Raw genomic sequence first — 15,393 nt, 5'->3', positions numbered from 1 at the left:
TGGAGCAACTGCTATATAAAACATTGATTTACCTTCATGTCATAAGTGTCGTGGCTTCCATCGGGCCATTTTTCTTACTATTATTGACGATGAAAAAGTTACGGACCGCGTCTCCGTCCATCCTGCCTTCGTACCTGGATACATTCCGCTACACCGTGCAGCTTTCAAAGCATTCAGGACACGTCCTTGTCGGATCGGGGATTCTCCTCGTTCTTCTTGGACCATGGACATGGACGACACCGTGGATCATCATGACCCTTTTCATCATGTTCTGCTCTCTTTTCTTTTTGGCACGGGCATTTTCACCGACTCTGCGGAAATTCGGGGAGGAAGATGCGGACAGGGAGAAGCTTGTTGGAAAATTGCATAGGACCGTTTGGATTTATCTCGTTCTCCTTTTGGCCATGCTGTGGTTTATGGTGGTGAAACCGGGGATGTGGGTGTAATTGTTGCGTGTACCGGGTACAATCGGGGATGATTGTACCCGGTACACGCTTTTTTAGTTCGATTCCTACTCATCCCCCTTATTCCCCTTCGACTCTAATACTTTCATAAAGTAGGCAGTCGGAAGTAACAGTCCGATCGCGGCTTCAAGCAGCGCAAAGAATCTGAGATGCCCCGTCGGGATATAGTCCCCGTAACCGACTGACAAAATGGTCACTCCGCTATAATACAGGTAATTGAGGAATGAATGTTCCACCGGCTTACCACTCGGCGAACTAATCCGGAGCATAGGATTGTCAAACGACAGGGCATAATAAAGTGCAGCAAATGCAATCATGATGCTGAGAAGCACAAAGAACAGCTTCAGAAATAACGCTGTGCTGAAATAACTGTATTTGAAATGCTTATCCTTAAAGAAATATATTAAGTTTACTACTATAAATAGGATGGCTCCTAAGGTAACGATGGTTGCCAATGCGTGTGAATCCTCCTCTTAAACAGACTATGTTTCCTATACCACGTTCGGTTTGTTTAAAACTCATGACTTCAAATTCTTATTCCTAATCCCTAAAATCCACATATGATGTAGCAACTCCTCTATTTTGAGAAAGGTGAGAATGACATTGAATCTGCCATATAATATGTATAGACCCGCCCACGGCGGTGGAGGGCATGCAAGTTGGGGAAACGGACACGGCCACGCAACCTGGGGACACGGAACAAGTTGGAATCAGGGAGGTAACTGGAATCACGGTGGAAACTTTGGCTATCACGGCTGGGGATACCCCGGCTTTGCTGCCGGAACAGTGACCGGTTTAGCCGTTGGGGCAGCTGCGTCCCCTGGACCATACCCGGTGCCGGTACCTGCTTATCCATATCCGTATCCTTACCCTTATCCCTACCCGACACCTTACCCCCAATCATAATGAAAACGAAAATCCCCCCTCCTGGATGGAGTCGGGGATTTCTTGATGATTGGCTTTATTTGAAGCACAGAAGCTGCATTTTCATTCATGTCACATTCTCTCTATTAACCATGAAATTCCTCCCATGGAATAGAGTTTAAGGGTCCACGTGAACGGTGGAAGTTTCTCCATTATTAAAATGTGGTATAATAGATTAGTTAGCAAATTATTCATAGATTCGTATACACAAGGAGGAAGCAATATGGATTTCTCATTTCCACTTGGACTTGCCATCTCTACCGGAGCAATCATTGCCCTATTAAAAATCATAGCCATCGATATCATTTTATCTGGAGATAATGCGATTGTCATTGCCATGGCAACGAGAAGATTACCGAAAGACCTTCAGAACAAAGCGATCTTCTGGGGAACGGCAGGTGCCGTCACCCTACGAATCTTCTTTGCAGCCGTCATCGTTTATTTACTACAGATTCCTTATGTTCATCTCATAGGAGGAGTCCTGTTACTATGGATTGCCTATCAGGTACTTGTGGAAGATGAAGAAGATGCCAATGTTAAATCGCACACCGGACTTAGACAAGCCATCATGACCATCATCATCGCGGATGCTGCCATGAGTCTTGATAATGTCGTTGCTGTCGCAGGTGCCGCACATGGACATCTCGGTATGATCGCCCTCGGCGTCTTCATCTCGATTCCTATCATGATATTCGGATCCAAAGCCATCGTAAAAATACTGGAAAGATTTCGCTGGATCGCCTACCTTGGGGCTGGGATCCTTGCCTACACAGCAGGGGAAATGATCGTGTCGGATGAGAAGTTCCTGGATCTGATCAATATCGAACACGGACTGATTACTACCATCATCACCATCGTACTAACCGCCGCGATTCTTATTGGAGGGTTCCTGGCAAATAAACGTTCTCAATCTGATCACAAAAATGTACACCAATATAATGCATAACCCTGGAAGATGCCTGCAATTGTAGGCATCTTTTTTGTTTCTTACAAGTGCTTTTTGGAAAGACTAATTGTCAGTTAAGAAAGAAGGAGGACGTGTTTATTGGATTTCTTCATGAGCCAGGAATCATTAACCGCTGTGGAATGGATTTTCCGTGCTGCTACAGGATTCACCTTTTTACTTGTCATAACCAAATTAATGGGACAACGGTCCATTTCTCAACTGCGATTCCTTGATTTTGTTATGGCACTTTTAATCGGGAATATTATGGCTCATCCCTTGTCTGACGAAGGGTTAGGAATGAAAGGATCTATGCTCACTATGGGAACGTTGGTGATTCTCTATCTAATTGGGGTTTACCTCAGCCTTCATTCAACCTTCATACGAAAAATACTCGATCCCTCCCCTATTCCCATAATACATAATGGTGAAATCTTATATAAAAATCTCAAGAAAGCAAGGATTCCTATAGAAAGCCTGTTATCTGAATTAAGGAAGCAGCAAATCGAAGAAGTTCATAAAGTTGCGATAGCCCTGTGGGAGCCTGGAGGAGAGATTTCATTTTTTCTCAAACCACAGTATCAGCCCGTTACAATTCAGGATGTCGCACTCCCTTTTAAAGCATTTGACCTCCCCATCCCCATTATCGAGGATGGCAGAGTCAATCTATCAGCATTAATGAAGCTTAATAAAAACGGATCCTGGTTGTATGATCAATTAAGAAATTCTCATGATGTTACAGTACACGAGGTCTTGCTGGCAACGATAGATAAGCAGGATCAGATAAAAATCTATCTGTATAAATGAAGACTCCCTCTACCCTCGGAGGGATCATTACCATTATGAGTTCATCATCTGCTTAACCAATTCTTTATTCCTTTTCTTGAATGCTTCGTTATGAGAAGAGACCATGGCAAATTCTTTGGCGTCGGGTTGAATGAATTGCTTGGCTTTATTGACCGCGTTTGCGGCATCCTGGAAAGCGCCGGCAATCAAATTCACTTTTCCTTCATGTTTCAGGATATCGCCTGCCGCATAAAGCCCTTCTATTGAGGATTCGCTCGTTGTTGTACCAGCTATATAGTAATCATCGATCATATCGATATCGAGTGAACTATTCTTTAGTAAAGATGTATCGATTTCATATCCATGATTGATGATTACTTCATCGATCGACAGATAGGATACTTCGTTTGTCTGGTGATTCGTCAACTCTACCTTCTCAATGGAATCATGGCCGGCACCAGCTATCAGCTTGGAAATGGACGTATTCAGTAAGCAAGTCACCGAGCTGGTCATGAGCTGTGCGCACTGTGCTTCGTGTCCTTTGAGGGCATCCTTTCGATAGGCAATGTATACTTTCCCAGCAACCGGCTCCAGTTCATTTGCCCAGTCGATCGCAGAGTTGCCTCCACCTGAGATGATGACGGTTTTTCCTTTGAACCGTTTCAATGACTTTACCGTATAGTTTAAATTGGAGACTTCAAACCTTTCTGCTCCCTCGATGTTAAGCTTTTGTGGATTAATGATCCCACTTCCCACTGCGACGATGACCGTTTTTGAATAGTGCTTTTCACCGGAAGAACCTTCGAGAATAAATATTCCTTCTTCATCTCTCGTCATCGACTCGACCTTTTCATTCAGGACGACAGTCGGATCGAATGTCAGCCCTTGTTGAACAAGCTGCTCAATAAGTTTTGCCCCCGGTACAGGAGTCATTCCCCCTACATCCCAAATCATCTTTTCTGGATAGACGTGTATCTTTCCGCCTAAGCTTGGCTGAAATTCAATGATCTTCGTTTTCATTTCTCTTAATCCGCTGTAAAAGGCTGAGTAAAGGCCAGCCGGTCCTCCGCCGATGACTGTTACGTCGAATAATTCTTTTTCCAATTCCGTTCACTCCTTGAGTAACCAAACTATAATTGATTATCATTCTCAATTACATCCTATCTCTTTTTCATTCCCTTGACAACCAAATTTTATGTTGACATTGGTAAAAAAGGATTATAGTATTGAAATTGTTCGAGAATGAGAATCATTATCAATTTTATAAATGGAGGTCATAAAATGGTACGCCTCTGTACAGACGAATTAAACATTGGTTATGGGGACCGACTGATTGTGAAAAATCTCAGCGTCGACATCCCGGACAAAAAAATCACAACCATCATCGGATCCAATGGTTGTGGGAAGTCCACCCTGTTGAAAGCGATTACCCGGATCATCCCCCACCACTCCGGGAATGTCCTGTTGGATGGTGAAAACATTTCAAGGGGAAATACAAAAGAATTGGCCAAAAAGATGGCGATTCTCCCTCAAACACCTGAAAGTGCAAGCGGACTCTCGGTTGGTGAATTGGTGTCGTACGGACGTTTCCCTCATCAAAAAGGAATGGGACGGCTGACCAAAAAAGACTACGACGTCATCAACTGGGCTCTTGAAGTGACAGGGATTCTAGAATTTAAGTACAGAGAAGTCGATGCCTTATCCGGCGGTCAGCGTCAACGCGTATGGATTGCCATGGCTCTTGCCCAGGAAACGGACATCATTTTCCTCGATGAACCTACTACCTATTTAGACATGGCCCATCAGCTCGAAGTACTTGAACTGTTACAAAAGCTCAACCTGGAAGAGGAACGCACCATCGTAATGGTCCTCCACGATTTGAACCAGGCAGCCCGGTTTGCCGATTATATCGTAGCGTTAAAAGAAGGTGAAATCGTCAAATCCGGAAGCTGCGAAGAAGTCATCACCCACGACGTATTGAAGAAGGTATTCCACATTGATGCCGAAATAGGAAGAGATCCCCGAACAAATAAGCCAATGTGTATCACATACAATTTACTCAAAGGAGAAGCTCAACATGAAAAAATGGCTCATTCCGTTTACTCTGCTGTTGGTGTTACTGGTTAGTGCCTGCAGCAATGGTTCAACGAAAGAAGAAGGTTCAGATTCAAAAGAAAAGGATAATAAATCAGATACCATCACCTATCAATCAGAAAATGGTCCCGTTGAAGTACCTGCCGATCCACAACGTGTCGTCGTTCTATCCTCATTCGCAGGAAACGTCATGGCACTCGATGTGAACCTGGTCGGCGTCGACTCCTGGTCCAAACTGAATCCAAGCTGGGATAAAGAGCTCAAAGGCGTTGAAGAGGTCACAGATGAAAATCTTGAAAAAATCATCGAACTTGATCCGGATCTGATCATCGGGTTATCCAATATTAAAAATGTCGACAAATTAAATGAAATTGCCCCTACGGTTACATACACTTATGGAAAAGTAGACTACTTAACTCAACATATCGAAATTGGGAAACTACTAAACAAAGAAAAAGAAGCGCAGCAATGGGTAGATGATTTTAAAGAGCGTGCCGGAGCTGCAGGTGATGATATCAAAGCAAAAATCGGTGAAGATACAACCGTTTCTGTCATTGAAAGCTTCAATAAGCAATTATACGTATACGGGAACAACTGGGGACGCGGAACTGAAATCCTTTATCAGGAAATGGATTTAAAAATGCCTGAGAAAGTAAAAGAACAAGCCTTGGAACCTGGATATTTCGCCCTCTCCACTGAAGTGATGCCCGAATTTGCCGGAGACTACCTGATCATAAGTAAAGATCCAAAAGCAGATAACTCCTTTATGGAAACTGAAACATACAAGAATATTCCTGCAGTGAAGAACAATCAGGTGTTTGAAGTGAATATGATGGAATTTTACTTTAATGATCCACTTACTCTGGATTACCAGTTGGACTTCTTCAAAGACAAATTTCTAGGCAATTAATTTTTAAAGGGGAATTCTTAATGATAAGAGTTCCCCTTTCCCATACTCTAAAAAGAAAAGATGATTGATGATGAACACTCAACAACAACGGATTCCATTTATTTATAAATTGATCGGGGTCTTCCTTTTGTTTGTTGCCGCCTTTTTGATATCTGTAGTGTATGGAGCTGCAGAAACACCCGTAAAGGAAGTCTTTCATGCACTGACTTTTACCGGTAAGGGAGATACCATCAACATTCTTCAGGAAATCCGCTTTCCCCGTGAAGTCGCTGCCATTGTAGTGGGAGCATCCTTGGCTGTATCTGGAGCCATCATGCAGGGAATGACACGAAATCCTTTGGCCGATCCAGGACTCCTTGGACTGACAGCCGGAGCCAATGCTGCTTTGGCAGTTGCTCTCGCGTTCATCCCTTCGGTGAGCTATTTCGGCATCATGATTTCCTGCTTTATTGGTTCCGCCGTGGGTGCCCTTATGGTATTCGGGATCAGTTCCATGAGAAGAGGCGGTTTTTCCCCCTTTAGAATCGTACTGGCCGGAGCGGCTGTTTCCGCCTTTTTATTTGCCATAGCAGAAGGAATCGGCCTATTTTTCAAGCTTTCAAAAGAAGTCTCCATGTGGACGGCAGGCGGGATGATCGGAACCACCTGGGGGCAGCTTCAAGTAATTGTTCCGTTCATTTTGATCGGTATACTGGTTTCCTTATTTTTATCCAGACAGCTGACGATCTTGAGTTTGAACGAGGAAGTGGCGGTAGGCTTGGGGCAACGGACGGCATTTGTCAAAGGTATTCTTTTCATCGTGCTCGTCCTGCTTGCAGGTGCTGCCGTGGCACTTGTCGGGAACATGGTGTTCATCGGCTTGATGATCCCTCATATTGTGCGGGCGATCGTCGGAACGGATTACCGTTTCATCATCCCCGTCTCCACCTTGATGGGGGCTCTATTTATGCTGCTTGCAGACACACTAGGACGTACCATAAACGCTCCCTATGAGACACCTGTGGCAGCGATCGTCGCGATGATGGGGTTACCCTTCTTCCTGTTCATCGTTCATAAAGGAGGGAAAGGCTTCTAATGATACATCCTGATTTGATAAAAAAACAACGGATGCTTCTTATAGCCCTATTCGTACTAATCATAACAACAGCGTTTATTAGCATCGGACTTGGTTATTCTTCAGTATCGTACAGCCGGCTCATCCCGACCCTTTTAGGTGACGGGTCATTTAAAGAAGAATTCATCCTTTTCTCCATACGCTTGCCGAGAATCATCATCACAATTCTCGCGGGAATGGCCCTTGCCCTATCAGGCTCCATCCTGCAAGGCATTACCCGGAATGATCTGGCAGACCCGGGAATCATCGGAATCAATTCCGGAGCTGGCGTTTCCATCGCCATCTTCTTCCTATTCTTTCCGATCGATGCCGGTTCATTTGCGTATCTGCTTCCCATTGTGGCTTTCGGGGGTGCGCTTCTTACAGCATGCTTGATCTACTTCTTTTCATATAGTAAGAAAAACGGGATCCAGCCCGTCCGCCTGGTCCTGGTGGGAGTCGGATTCTCCATGGCGATGTCCGGTCTCATGATCATTCTGATCTCAAGCGCTGAACGGGCGAAGGTGGACTTCATTGCCAAGTGGCTGGCGGGGAATATATGGGGTGCTGACTGGCCGTTTATATGGGCTATTCTCCCTTGGCTTGTGATCCTCATTCCCTTTGCACTCTATAAATCTCAAATGCTTAACCTCCTTGGATTAAGCGAGCCTGTTTCGGTGGGTGTTGGCGTCTCCATCAACCGTGAGCGCTTCATGATGCTGATCGTGGCAGTCGCCCTGGCAGCCTCTGCAGTTTCTGTCACTGGCGGGATCGCCTTTATCGGCTTGATGGCCCCTCATATGGCAAAAGCCATGGTCGGACCGCGCAATCAAATGTTCATCCCCATCGCCATATTGCTCGGGGGATGGCTCCTTTTACTCGCCGATACCATCGGCCGGAACATCCTCGAACCCGACGGAATCCCAGCCGGCATCACAATCGCCGTCATCGGCGCCCCTTACTTTATGTACTTGTTACTAAGGAAGTAGATTTGAGGGACGGACCTCAAATTCCACGTAAGAATGTGATAATGACGGCATTTGTCACTCAATTTGGGAGGTCCGTCCCTAACAAAAAGGTACCGGAAGTATCCGGTACCTTTTTCGATTGATCTATCTCGCATTCGGGGTGACTGCTCCTCTACTATATTCCTCCTCCACCTCGACATCTACAGGTTTCTTACTCCAAAACGTTGCAAGGATCGGTCCTGAAATATTATGCCATACTGCCGCAATGACACTCGGCAGGGCAGCGAGGGGACCAAAGTGGGCAGTGGCAAGGGCCACTCCGAGTCCGGAGTTCTGCATTCCCACTTCTATAGAGATTGCACGTCTCGTCCCTTCATCCAGCTTCATCAGGACACCGGTGCCGTATCCCAAGCCGAGTCCAAATAGATTATGAAGGATCACCGCCGTGAAAATGATTGCCCCAGAAGATGCGATATTTTCAACATTCGCAGAGACGACGGCTGACACGATGATGATGATTGCGAGAACTGAAATAAGCGGAATAACGTTCAGGCTTTTTTCCACGGTACCCGGGAATAGCTTTCGTACCACTAACCCAATCGTGATCGGCAGGATGATTACCTGCACGATTGAAAGAAACATGGCGACGGGATCGACGGGCAGCCACTGACCGGCAAGACCGAGAAGGATCAGGGGCGTTGCAATGGGTGCCAAAAGCGTCGACAGTGAGGTCATGGCAACGGATAGAGCAAGATTCCCTTTAGCGAGATACACCATGACATTGGATGCCGTCCCTCCTGGAACAGATCCTAATAATACTAAACCGGCAGCCAGTTCAGCCGGCAGACCAAGTATGTATGCAATTAAAAAGGCACCCAGTGGCATAATGAGAAACTGTGCCAGGACCCCAGTGATGACAGGTAGAGGTTTTTTTAGTACCAGTTGAAAATCAACAGGCTTCAAAGTGAGCCCCATGCCAAACATCACGACTCCTAATAGGATCGTAATATAAGCTCCTAATGAGAGAAATGACGCCGGAATAAAATAAGCGATAGCCGCTACCAGGATGACCCAAACGGCAAAGTACTTCCCTGCCAGATTACTGATGGTTTCAAGTAGTTTCATTTTGAGTCCTCCTTCTTTTTATGTACTAGTTTGTGAGGGTTGAAGATTCCATCGGGATCAAGTGCCAGTTTGATTTTCTCCATGACCTTCAAGGCTCCCCCGTGTTCACGCTCTTGATACTTCATCTTCCCTACCCCTACTCCATGTTCCCCTGTGCACGTACCATTCCGTTCCAGGGCGTATTCCACAATCCGTTCGTTATAGATGCCGGCTCTCTTCACCTCATCCGGATCATCCAGGTCAATCATGAGTGAGGTATGATAATTCCCGTCCCCCACATGCCCAAGGATCCCTCCGATGAGCTCTAATTCTTCAAGTTGTTTTCGGGCGTGCTGAACGGCTCCGGATAATTCAGAAATGGGTAAGCAGACATCCGTCACCATGAGTTTCCTTCCCGGATGCCCATGCACGTAAGCATAGGCGAGATTATGCCTCGCTTCCCACAATTTGTTCCGTGCTGCCGTATCCTCTTCAAAGACAATGTCTTCACACTGATGATCTGCAACGATTTCTTTCGTGAATTCAACATCTTGATTCAGACCCGCTTCATTGCCATGAAACTCAAGGAATAGAGTCGGTTTTTCCTTATAATCCGTATCACTGAACCGGTTCACTTGAATCATGGACGGCTCATCTACAAGCTCACATCTGGCAATCGGGACGCCCGCCTGCAGGATGGATACGACCGCTTCCACTGCATCATCTACATGTTGGAATGACGCCCGTGCGGCCACGGTGTATTCAGGAATGCCATATACGCGGAGGGTTAGTTCCGTAATGCATCCAAGCGTCCCCTCAGACCCTACAAATAAGCTATTCAAGTGATAGCCTGAGGAGGACTTCTGAGCCATATTACCTGTGTGGATCACTTCCCCATCGGGCAGTACCACTTCAAGATCACGTACCTGATCACGCATGACACCATATTTAACAGAAGTCGTTCCACTGGCATTCGTGGCAGCCATTCCTCCGAGAGTCGCATCCGCTCCCGGGTCCACGGAGAAGAAGAGGCCATATTTCTTTAATTCTTTATTCAGCTGGGTGCGGGTCACACCGGGCTGAACCTTGACGAGGAAATCCTTCTCCCGTACTTCAAGGATCCTATTCATCTCGGAAAAATCGATCGTGATCCCCTTATCATATGGGATGACGTGCCCTTCAAGGCTGGTGCCAAGTCCAAATGGAATGATGGGTATATGGTGAGCAGACGCCAATTTCACAATTGCACTCACGTCCTCACTGTTCTCGGGAAATACCACCACATCCGGTGAGCTTGGCGAATGATAAGATTCATCCCTTGCGTGTTGATCCAATACCGTTTCATTCACCGACACCTTCCCACTGCCGACAACCTCCCTTAACTCATCCAACAAACGTCCATCCTTCACACTCACAATCCCTCTCCCCTTCCATAAAAAAGTATAATGTAACGAATTATACCTAATAATCTGAATATTTCAATAGTCAATTGGGATCCCTTTTGAGGGACGGACCTCCAAAAGACGTGTTTTCACAGGCAAATCCTTATCACAACGGGATTTTGGTGAGGTCCGTCCCTCAAAAAAAGTGGTATCGGAAGAGTCCCGATACCACTTTTTTGTCATGTGTTTTGTTTTTGGAGTTTTTCATTTAAGAGGGTGAACATGTTTTTCAGTTCTTTTTTTGGTACGTTTTTGTATTGATCTCCAATATTCGCTTCAAAAGCGCACTCATTGTCACTTACTTCATTCACGTATCCGGTTAAGCCGATCCCCGTTTTTTCATACATTTCGATCAGAATGGCTTCGATCTGCTTTTGAGGGTAGTGGAAGAAGACGTGAAACATATTCGAAACGGGCGTTTCAGGGAGGGTCCTGATCCCCTCACAGCCATTGAAATGAGTAGCCAGTTCCTTCGCTCCTTCATAATACTGATCCATCTTATCAATTCGTTGATCGAAATAGTAGTCGGCACTTATGATGTATGGATACAGACTGATCAGATCACCGCCATGGCGCCTTTTCCACACCTTGGATTCGTCTGTGAATGCCTCATCACCAGCAAGGATCGCTCCTGCAATTCCACCGAATCCCTTATAAAAGGAAATATAGACACTATCAAACAAATCGCAGATTTCTGCTGCCGTTTTCCCGTAATAAGGGAGCACTTCATAAAGTCTCGCCCCGTCGAGATGGAGCTTGATCCCTTTATCCCGGCAGTACTGAGAAATCGCTACAAGGGTTTCATACTCAGGCAGCTGACCTCCTATTTCCCTTTGAGGAAGCTCCAATAGTAAGCATGCAATCTCTTCTTTTAAACCGACAACATCTTCAAGATTAATCACCCGGTTTTTTTCCGCCAATAAAATAGGCTCAATCCCGTGTAATTTCTTCAAGCCATCCTCTTCATGAATTTCGAGATGGCATAAAGGATGGTACGCCACTCTCTGCACCTGTTTTTGATCACACCAAATGCGCAGGGCAATCTGCTGGGCCATCGTTCCACTTGGAAAGAACACGGCTCTTTCTTTCCCAAGGCTATCCGCCATCTTCTCTTGAAAGTCTTCTATTATTTTTCCTGATCCATATATATCGCTATCCACATCACCATCGAACCCCTCAAGTGCCTCCTTCAGGACGTCAAAATTCCTCTTCCCATGACCCTGCACCGGATGTGTAGCATTTTTATACGCTTCAAATAACGTTTTTTCCCCCATCACGATTCATCCCTTCTATGATTTCATCGCCTCGGCAATGAACCCCTTGATCCGTTTCTTATATTCTTCTTCTTCCACTGTGAACCCTTCTGTATGTCCCGCCCCAGGTACGATCCATAATTCTTTCAGGCCGCCTGCAGCCTCATACAATCGCTTGGCCATCTCCGTGGGAACCAGTTCATCCTTATCGCCATGAATGATGAAGATGGGCAAATGATTCTTCTTTACCTGTTCCAATGCGGAGGCTTCCTTGAATGAATAACCTGCTCTCACCTTTGTCACTACACCCGTGATATCCATAATCGGAAATGCAGGTAAACGATAGAGGTATTTCAACTGATGGGCAAGCTCCTCGTCCACAGAAGTATATCCACTGTCCGCAATGATACCCTTCACCTCTTCCGGAAGGTCTTCCCCACTCGTCATCAATACGGTGGCGGCCCCCATTGAAAAGCCGTGGAGAAAGATGGTGTCCTGCCCTTTTTCGTTGATCAGAAGATCGATCCACTTTTTCACATCCAGCCGATCGTCCCAGCCATAACCGATATAGTTCCCTTCACTCTTACCATGCCCCCGTGCATCAGGCTTCAGGATATTGTATCCCTCTTCATAATAAAATCTCGTGATCTCCGGCATTTGCTCACTGTTTCCCTTATATCCATGAGCAAGGATCACCGTCTTCCCATTTGGCGACTCGTTCTCGAGGTATTGGGCTCTAAGTGTCAATCCATCTTCCGATTCCACCTCCACCGTTTGAAAATCCCGTTTACTTGTCCAGTTTCTTAATTCTTCCAACCTCTCTTGTTCTTCCTCTAATGCACTGACCGCTTCAACCGCTTCTTCCGTCCCGCCGTATAGCTCCACTGCATCATTGCTGCGATTGATGGCTACATCATAAAAGTAGTTGCCGGCGACAGTCAGACCAATGAGTAGAAACAACAACAAACTGCTGACAATCCACACGATTTTCTTTTTCATGGCACGTTCTCCTTCATACTAGTAGTTATCTCTATTTTACTTGAAGGCTGCCTATGTTTCACAGAAAAAAGACCTGCTTAAATGCACAATCCATGCTTAGGGTGTGACGGATTAACCCAGTTCTCCCCCGTCAAGCACGATTGTGGTCTCATCTTTATGCTCTTTGATCAGTGTAGCCGCTCTCCCGAATGCCTCAAAGTGGCTGTGTACATCATTTGCATGTAATATTTTTAGTTTCATCTTAACCTCCACACGTGTTTTTCAGAAAACTCTCTCTATTAATAGTAAAGGAATTTAACACTGTGTAAAGCCTTTTCATGGAAAAAAAGAGCTTATCTTCCACTGGATGGGAGGTAAGCTCTGCACTTAAGATTCTTCAGTTTGATCCTCTACCAGCTCGGTATAGACAACAAGTCGCTCAACGTAGTTATGAATGTCATGATCGAAATAACCTGTGCATGTGATCAGATTCAACATCCGTTTCTGACTCGGGCCGAAAATCTTTCGAAGAGGTGCATCATCTTTATCATAGGCGACCTTTTCCCTCACCACGAATGTAAGGGTTTCTCCAGATTCCCCCTCTAGATGGATCTCATCACCAGGCTCAAGCGTCTTCAGCTCAAAAAAAACAGCCGGCTTTTTCTCATCATCTACATGCCCTGCAAGAACGGCATTCCCCTTTTCGCCAGGTTGGAAGCCCGGTTCAAACCATGCTACATCACTTCCATTCTTCGGAAGCTCCATATTCCCGTTCTTATCCAGCCCAAACTCCTTAATCGGCGCCTCGAGTTCAAGCTGAGGGATTGACAGGACAGATGGTTTGATCTTGTTCTCTTCTTCTACTGCTTCTACAACGGGTGTTTTGGCTTGAACAGGTTGTTCGACGGTGGATGATTGAACACCGGTATCCGGAACAGTTTGAGGCTCTTCGGCAGCACATGCCGCCAGAAGAGCCATAAGAGGAAAAGTCAGTAAAATTTTTTTCATTATTTTTGCAGTTGTCTGCGTGTGACAAATAGTAGAGCCGCTCCACCTAATACCACTGTTGCAAGTACAATTGGAAGATTGGAAGATTGTTCAGTCGCCGCTCCGCCCATTCCTGTTTCAGGCATGCTTCCAGGCATCATGGTATAGTCCTTCAATACAAGCACTTCTAATTGATCGGCCGTGTTAATGGCAAAAACGCTGTATACCGTGTTTTCTTCAAGCATTGTACCGGACAGATCCAACACTTGATCTCCTTCAGGTGTTCTGATTTCTAAATCATATGTTCCAGGATCTAATTCCTTGTAATCTGTGATCGCCTTGAATTCTGCCCCGCTGAATAGTTCATCCCCACCTACAGGACCGACATCAACGGTCGGTGCATCCGGTGAAAGATGTCCCACTCGGACCTTCGTCATTCCTTCCGTTACATCCATAGAGTCCTGGGCTACGACCAGTTCAAGATTCTCAAGCGTATTGGCTGCCGCTACTGTGTAAGCCATCCCTGCTTCAACTGTTAGATCTTGAGAGATGACAGGATCTTCGCTTCCCATTGTCCCTGCAGCATAAATTTCCACTTTATGGTCGCCGGCTGGAAGATTCATATAATCCGTCGCTGCTTTAAATTCTGCACCTTCCACCACGGCATTTCCGTCAATATATACATCGACAGCCGGGGCATCTGGTGACGCATGTACGATACGAACCATCGCGTCATTTTCTGCTGCAAAAGCACCTCCTGCCAGTGATAGGAAAAGCATTGCAGTTACAAAAATCGTAAAAATCTTTTTCATTTCATCCACTCCTTTTATTTTGTGAAAGTTTTGTAGCTTACTTGTACACTAAATGTATAATTATATGAAAAAGATTTCAACTTTGAACTGCGCTACTCAGCACATTCACTTTTCCGCGTACAAATTAGTGACTCCTCACTCAAACATAGGTATCTGCGGATCCTGATCATAACAATGGACAAGCATAGCATGAAGCTGTCCACGGTGGTGATAAAGATGAGCTGCAACCTCCACCAGCCACTCGAATCTTGTATATGTCACTCCCCAATAGGCCGTGGTCTCTTCTACCAGCATATCTTCAGTCCATGCAGCCACCTGCTTTTTCAGATAGTGAAAATCCTCCCGTAGTTCCACTCTCATGTCGTCGAGGGTATGCATAGATTTACTCCTATAAAAAGAATCCATTTCTTCTTGGCTGGCTCCCCCGGCGATGAGGTCATCCGCCATGCATATGAGAGAAATATGCGAAAGCAGCTCCCCTATGGAATGCTTGGAAGGAGTCGGTCTCATGATCAGGTCTTCCTCTTTAAGCCCGTCCATGATGCCTATGATCGACTCTATGGCTACTTCGATTTGGTGCAGGGTGCTTCGGCAAAATACATTCATATTCATTCTCCTCATGACGTTTTACCTTT

The 15,393-nt window shown here is 45.6% G+C and carries 18 protein-coding genes; 8 read left to right on the top strand and 10 right to left on the bottom strand.

Translation table 11 applies throughout. The annotated features are described in order from the left end of the window. The first annotated feature begins 8 nt into the window (after positions 1 to 8). Positions 9 to 446: a hypothetical protein gene (locus AM506_RS15355; RefSeq protein WP_060673422.1), complete on the top strand. Its 438-nt coding sequence runs from the start codon at positions 9 to 11 to the stop codon at positions 444 to 446. A gap of 65 nt (positions 447 to 511) precedes the next feature. On the opposite strand, the gene AM506_RS15350 is transcribed toward AM506_RS15355, so the two are convergent. Beyond that, the gene (locus tag AM506_RS15350; RefSeq protein WP_060673371.1) at positions 512 to 919 is read right to left on the bottom strand and encodes a potassium channel family protein; all 408 of its coding nucleotides are present in this window, start codon (positions 917 to 919) and stop codon (positions 512 to 514) included. A gap of 148 nt (positions 920 to 1,067) precedes the next feature. Here AM506_RS15350 and AM506_RS22225 point away from each other — a divergent pair, with 148 nt between their 5' ends. The 3 genes from AM506_RS22225 (at position 1,068) to AM506_RS15340 (ending at position 3,138) form a co-directional block, all read left to right on the top strand. Next, a complete protein-coding gene (locus AM506_RS22225; protein ID WP_235576125.1) occupies positions 1,068 to 1,370 on the top strand; it encodes a hypothetical protein in 303 nt (100 codons plus the stop codon). Positions 1,371 to 1,611: 241 nt separating this feature from the next. Continuing rightward, positions 1,612 to 2,334 (top strand): TerC family protein, encoded by a 723-nt coding sequence (locus tag AM506_RS15345; protein WP_060673370.1) that lies wholly within the window; start codon positions 1,612 to 1,614, stop codon positions 2,332 to 2,334. Positions 2,335 to 2,469: 135 nt separating this feature from the next. Then, positions 2,470 to 3,138 carry a DUF421 domain-containing protein gene (locus AM506_RS15340; protein WP_235576124.1) on the top strand — a complete coding sequence of 223 codons (669 nt, stop codon included), beginning with the start codon at positions 2,470 to 2,472 and terminating at the stop codon, positions 3,136 to 3,138. Between the two features lie 33 nt (positions 3,139 to 3,171). Here the strand turns inward: AM506_RS15340 and AM506_RS15335 are convergent, their stop codons facing one another. Continuing rightward, positions 3,172 to 4,221 carry an NAD(P)/FAD-dependent oxidoreductase gene (locus tag AM506_RS15335; protein WP_060673368.1) on the bottom strand — a complete coding sequence of 350 codons (1,050 nt, stop codon included), beginning with the start codon at positions 4,219 to 4,221 and terminating at the stop codon, positions 3,172 to 3,174. Positions 4,222 to 4,398: 177 nt separating this feature from the next. On the opposite strand from AM506_RS15335, the gene AM506_RS15330 reads away from it, so the two are divergent. The 4 genes from AM506_RS15330 to AM506_RS15315 all read left to right on the top strand — a co-directional run bounded on the left by AM506_RS15330 (position 4,399) and on the right by AM506_RS15315 (position 8,203). Then, complete coding sequence (locus AM506_RS15330; RefSeq protein WP_060673367.1) at positions 4,399 to 5,244, top strand: ABC transporter ATP-binding protein; 846 nt, start codon at positions 4,399 to 4,401, stop codon at positions 5,242 to 5,244. Beyond that, positions 5,195 to 6,121, top strand: a complete 927-nt coding sequence (locus AM506_RS15325; protein ID WP_060673366.1) for an iron-hydroxamate ABC transporter substrate-binding protein — start codon at positions 5,195 to 5,197, stop codon at positions 6,119 to 6,121. Before AM506_RS15330 ends, AM506_RS15325 begins: the two co-directional genes overlap by 50 nt. Before the next feature lie 67 nt (positions 6,122 to 6,188). Then, on the top strand, positions 6,189 to 7,196 hold the full coding sequence (locus AM506_RS15320) for a FecCD family ABC transporter permease (protein WP_060673365.1): 1,008 nt from the start codon (positions 6,189 to 6,191) through the stop codon (positions 7,194 to 7,196). Then, the gene (locus AM506_RS15315; protein WP_060673364.1) at positions 7,196 to 8,203 is read left to right on the top strand and encodes a FecCD family ABC transporter permease; all 1,008 of its coding nucleotides are present in this window, start codon (positions 7,196 to 7,198) and stop codon (positions 8,201 to 8,203) included. Before AM506_RS15320 ends, AM506_RS15315 begins: the two co-directional genes overlap by 1 nt. 123 nt (positions 8,204 to 8,326) lie before the next feature. On the opposite strand, the gene AM506_RS15310 is transcribed toward AM506_RS15315, so the two are convergent. The 8 genes from AM506_RS15310 to AM506_RS15280 form a co-directional block, all read right to left on the bottom strand. Further along, positions 8,327 to 9,307 (bottom strand): bile acid:sodium symporter family protein, encoded by a 981-nt coding sequence (locus AM506_RS15310; protein WP_060673363.1) that lies wholly within the window; start codon positions 9,305 to 9,307, stop codon positions 8,327 to 8,329. After that, complete coding sequence (locus AM506_RS15305) at positions 9,304 to 10,701, bottom strand: FAD-binding oxidoreductase (protein ID WP_060673362.1); 1,398 nt, start codon at positions 10,699 to 10,701, stop codon at positions 9,304 to 9,306. Before AM506_RS15305 ends, AM506_RS15310 begins: the two co-directional genes overlap by 4 nt. Positions 10,702 to 10,907: 206 nt before the next feature. After that, positions 10,908 to 12,002 carry a threonine aldolase family protein gene (locus AM506_RS15300; protein WP_060673361.1) on the bottom strand — a complete coding sequence of 365 codons (1,095 nt, stop codon included), beginning with the start codon at positions 12,000 to 12,002 and terminating at the stop codon, positions 10,908 to 10,910. Between the two features lie 15 nt (positions 12,003 to 12,017). Continuing rightward, positions 12,018 to 12,980, bottom strand: coding sequence for an alpha/beta hydrolase (locus AM506_RS15295; protein ID WP_060673360.1), 963 nt, complete (start codon positions 12,978 to 12,980; stop codon positions 12,018 to 12,020). Between the two features lie 111 nt (positions 12,981 to 13,091). After that, positions 13,092 to 13,220, bottom strand: a complete 129-nt coding sequence (locus AM506_RS23335) for a hypothetical protein (RefSeq protein ID WP_268788402.1) — start codon at positions 13,218 to 13,220, stop codon at positions 13,092 to 13,094. Positions 13,221 to 13,346: 126 nt separating this feature from the next. After that, positions 13,347 to 13,967 (bottom strand): class F sortase, encoded by a 621-nt coding sequence (locus tag AM506_RS15290; RefSeq protein ID WP_060673359.1) that lies wholly within the window; start codon positions 13,965 to 13,967, stop codon positions 13,347 to 13,349. Further along, positions 13,967 to 14,758 carry a DUF4397 domain-containing protein gene (locus AM506_RS15285; protein WP_060673358.1) on the bottom strand — a complete coding sequence of 264 codons (792 nt, stop codon included), beginning with the start codon at positions 14,756 to 14,758 and terminating at the stop codon, positions 13,967 to 13,969. Before AM506_RS15285 ends, AM506_RS15290 begins: the two co-directional genes overlap by 1 nt. 135 nt (positions 14,759 to 14,893) lie before the next feature. Beyond that, complete coding sequence (locus AM506_RS15280; RefSeq protein ID WP_060673357.1) at positions 14,894 to 15,364, bottom strand: DinB family protein; 471 nt, start codon at positions 15,362 to 15,364, stop codon at positions 14,894 to 14,896. Between the last annotated feature and the right edge of the window lie 29 nt (positions 15,365 to 15,393).

Source organism: Rossellomorea vietnamensis (assembly GCF_001305855.1).
In the GTDB taxonomy this organism is placed as follows: domain Bacteria; phylum Bacillota; class Bacilli; order Bacillales; family Bacillaceae_B; genus Rossellomorea; species Rossellomorea vietnamensis_A.
This window is presented reverse-complemented; position numbering and strand designations above follow the sequence as displayed.

Excerpts from the sequence above, each read along its gene's own strand:
- AM506_RS15345 (WP_060673370.1), top strand. The coding sequence starts at position 1,612 with ATGGATTTCTCATTTCCACTTGGACTTGCCATCTCTACCGGAGCAATC.
- AM506_RS15330 (WP_060673367.1), top strand. The coding sequence starts at position 4,399 with ATGGTACGCCTCTGTACAGACGAATTAAACATTGGTTATGGGGACCGA.
- AM506_RS15325 (WP_060673366.1), top strand. The coding sequence starts at position 5,195 with ATGAAAAAATGGCTCATTCCGTTTACTCTGCTGTTGGTGTTACTGGTT.
- AM506_RS15320 (WP_060673365.1), top strand. The coding sequence starts at position 6,189 with ATGATGAACACTCAACAACAACGGATTCCATTTATTTATAAATTGATC.
- AM506_RS15315 (WP_060673364.1), top strand. The coding sequence starts at position 7,196 with ATGATACATCCTGATTTGATAAAAAAACAACGGATGCTTCTTATAGCC.
- AM506_RS15310 (WP_060673363.1), bottom strand. The coding sequence starts at position 9,307 with ATGAAACTACTTGAAACCATCAGTAATCTGGCAGGGAAGTACTTTGCC.
- AM506_RS15300 (WP_060673361.1), bottom strand. The coding sequence starts at position 12,002 with ATGGGGGAAAAAACGTTATTTGAAGCGTATAAAAATGCTACACATCCG.
- AM506_RS15295 (WP_060673360.1), bottom strand. The coding sequence starts at position 12,980 with ATGAAAAAGAAAATCGTGTGGATTGTCAGCAGTTTGTTGTTGTTTCTA.
- AM506_RS23335 (WP_268788402.1), bottom strand. The coding sequence starts at position 13,220 with ATGAAACTAAAAATATTACATGCAAATGATGTACACAGCCACTTTGAG.
- AM506_RS15290 (WP_060673359.1), bottom strand. The coding sequence starts at position 13,967 with ATGAAAAAAATTTTACTGACTTTTCCTCTTATGGCTCTTCTGGCGGCA.
- AM506_RS15285 (WP_060673358.1), bottom strand. The coding sequence starts at position 14,758 with ATGAAAAAGATTTTTACGATTTTTGTAACTGCAATGCTTTTCCTATCA.
- AM506_RS15280 (WP_060673357.1), bottom strand. The coding sequence starts at position 15,364 with ATGAATGTATTTTGCCGAAGCACCCTGCACCAAATCGAAGTAGCCATA.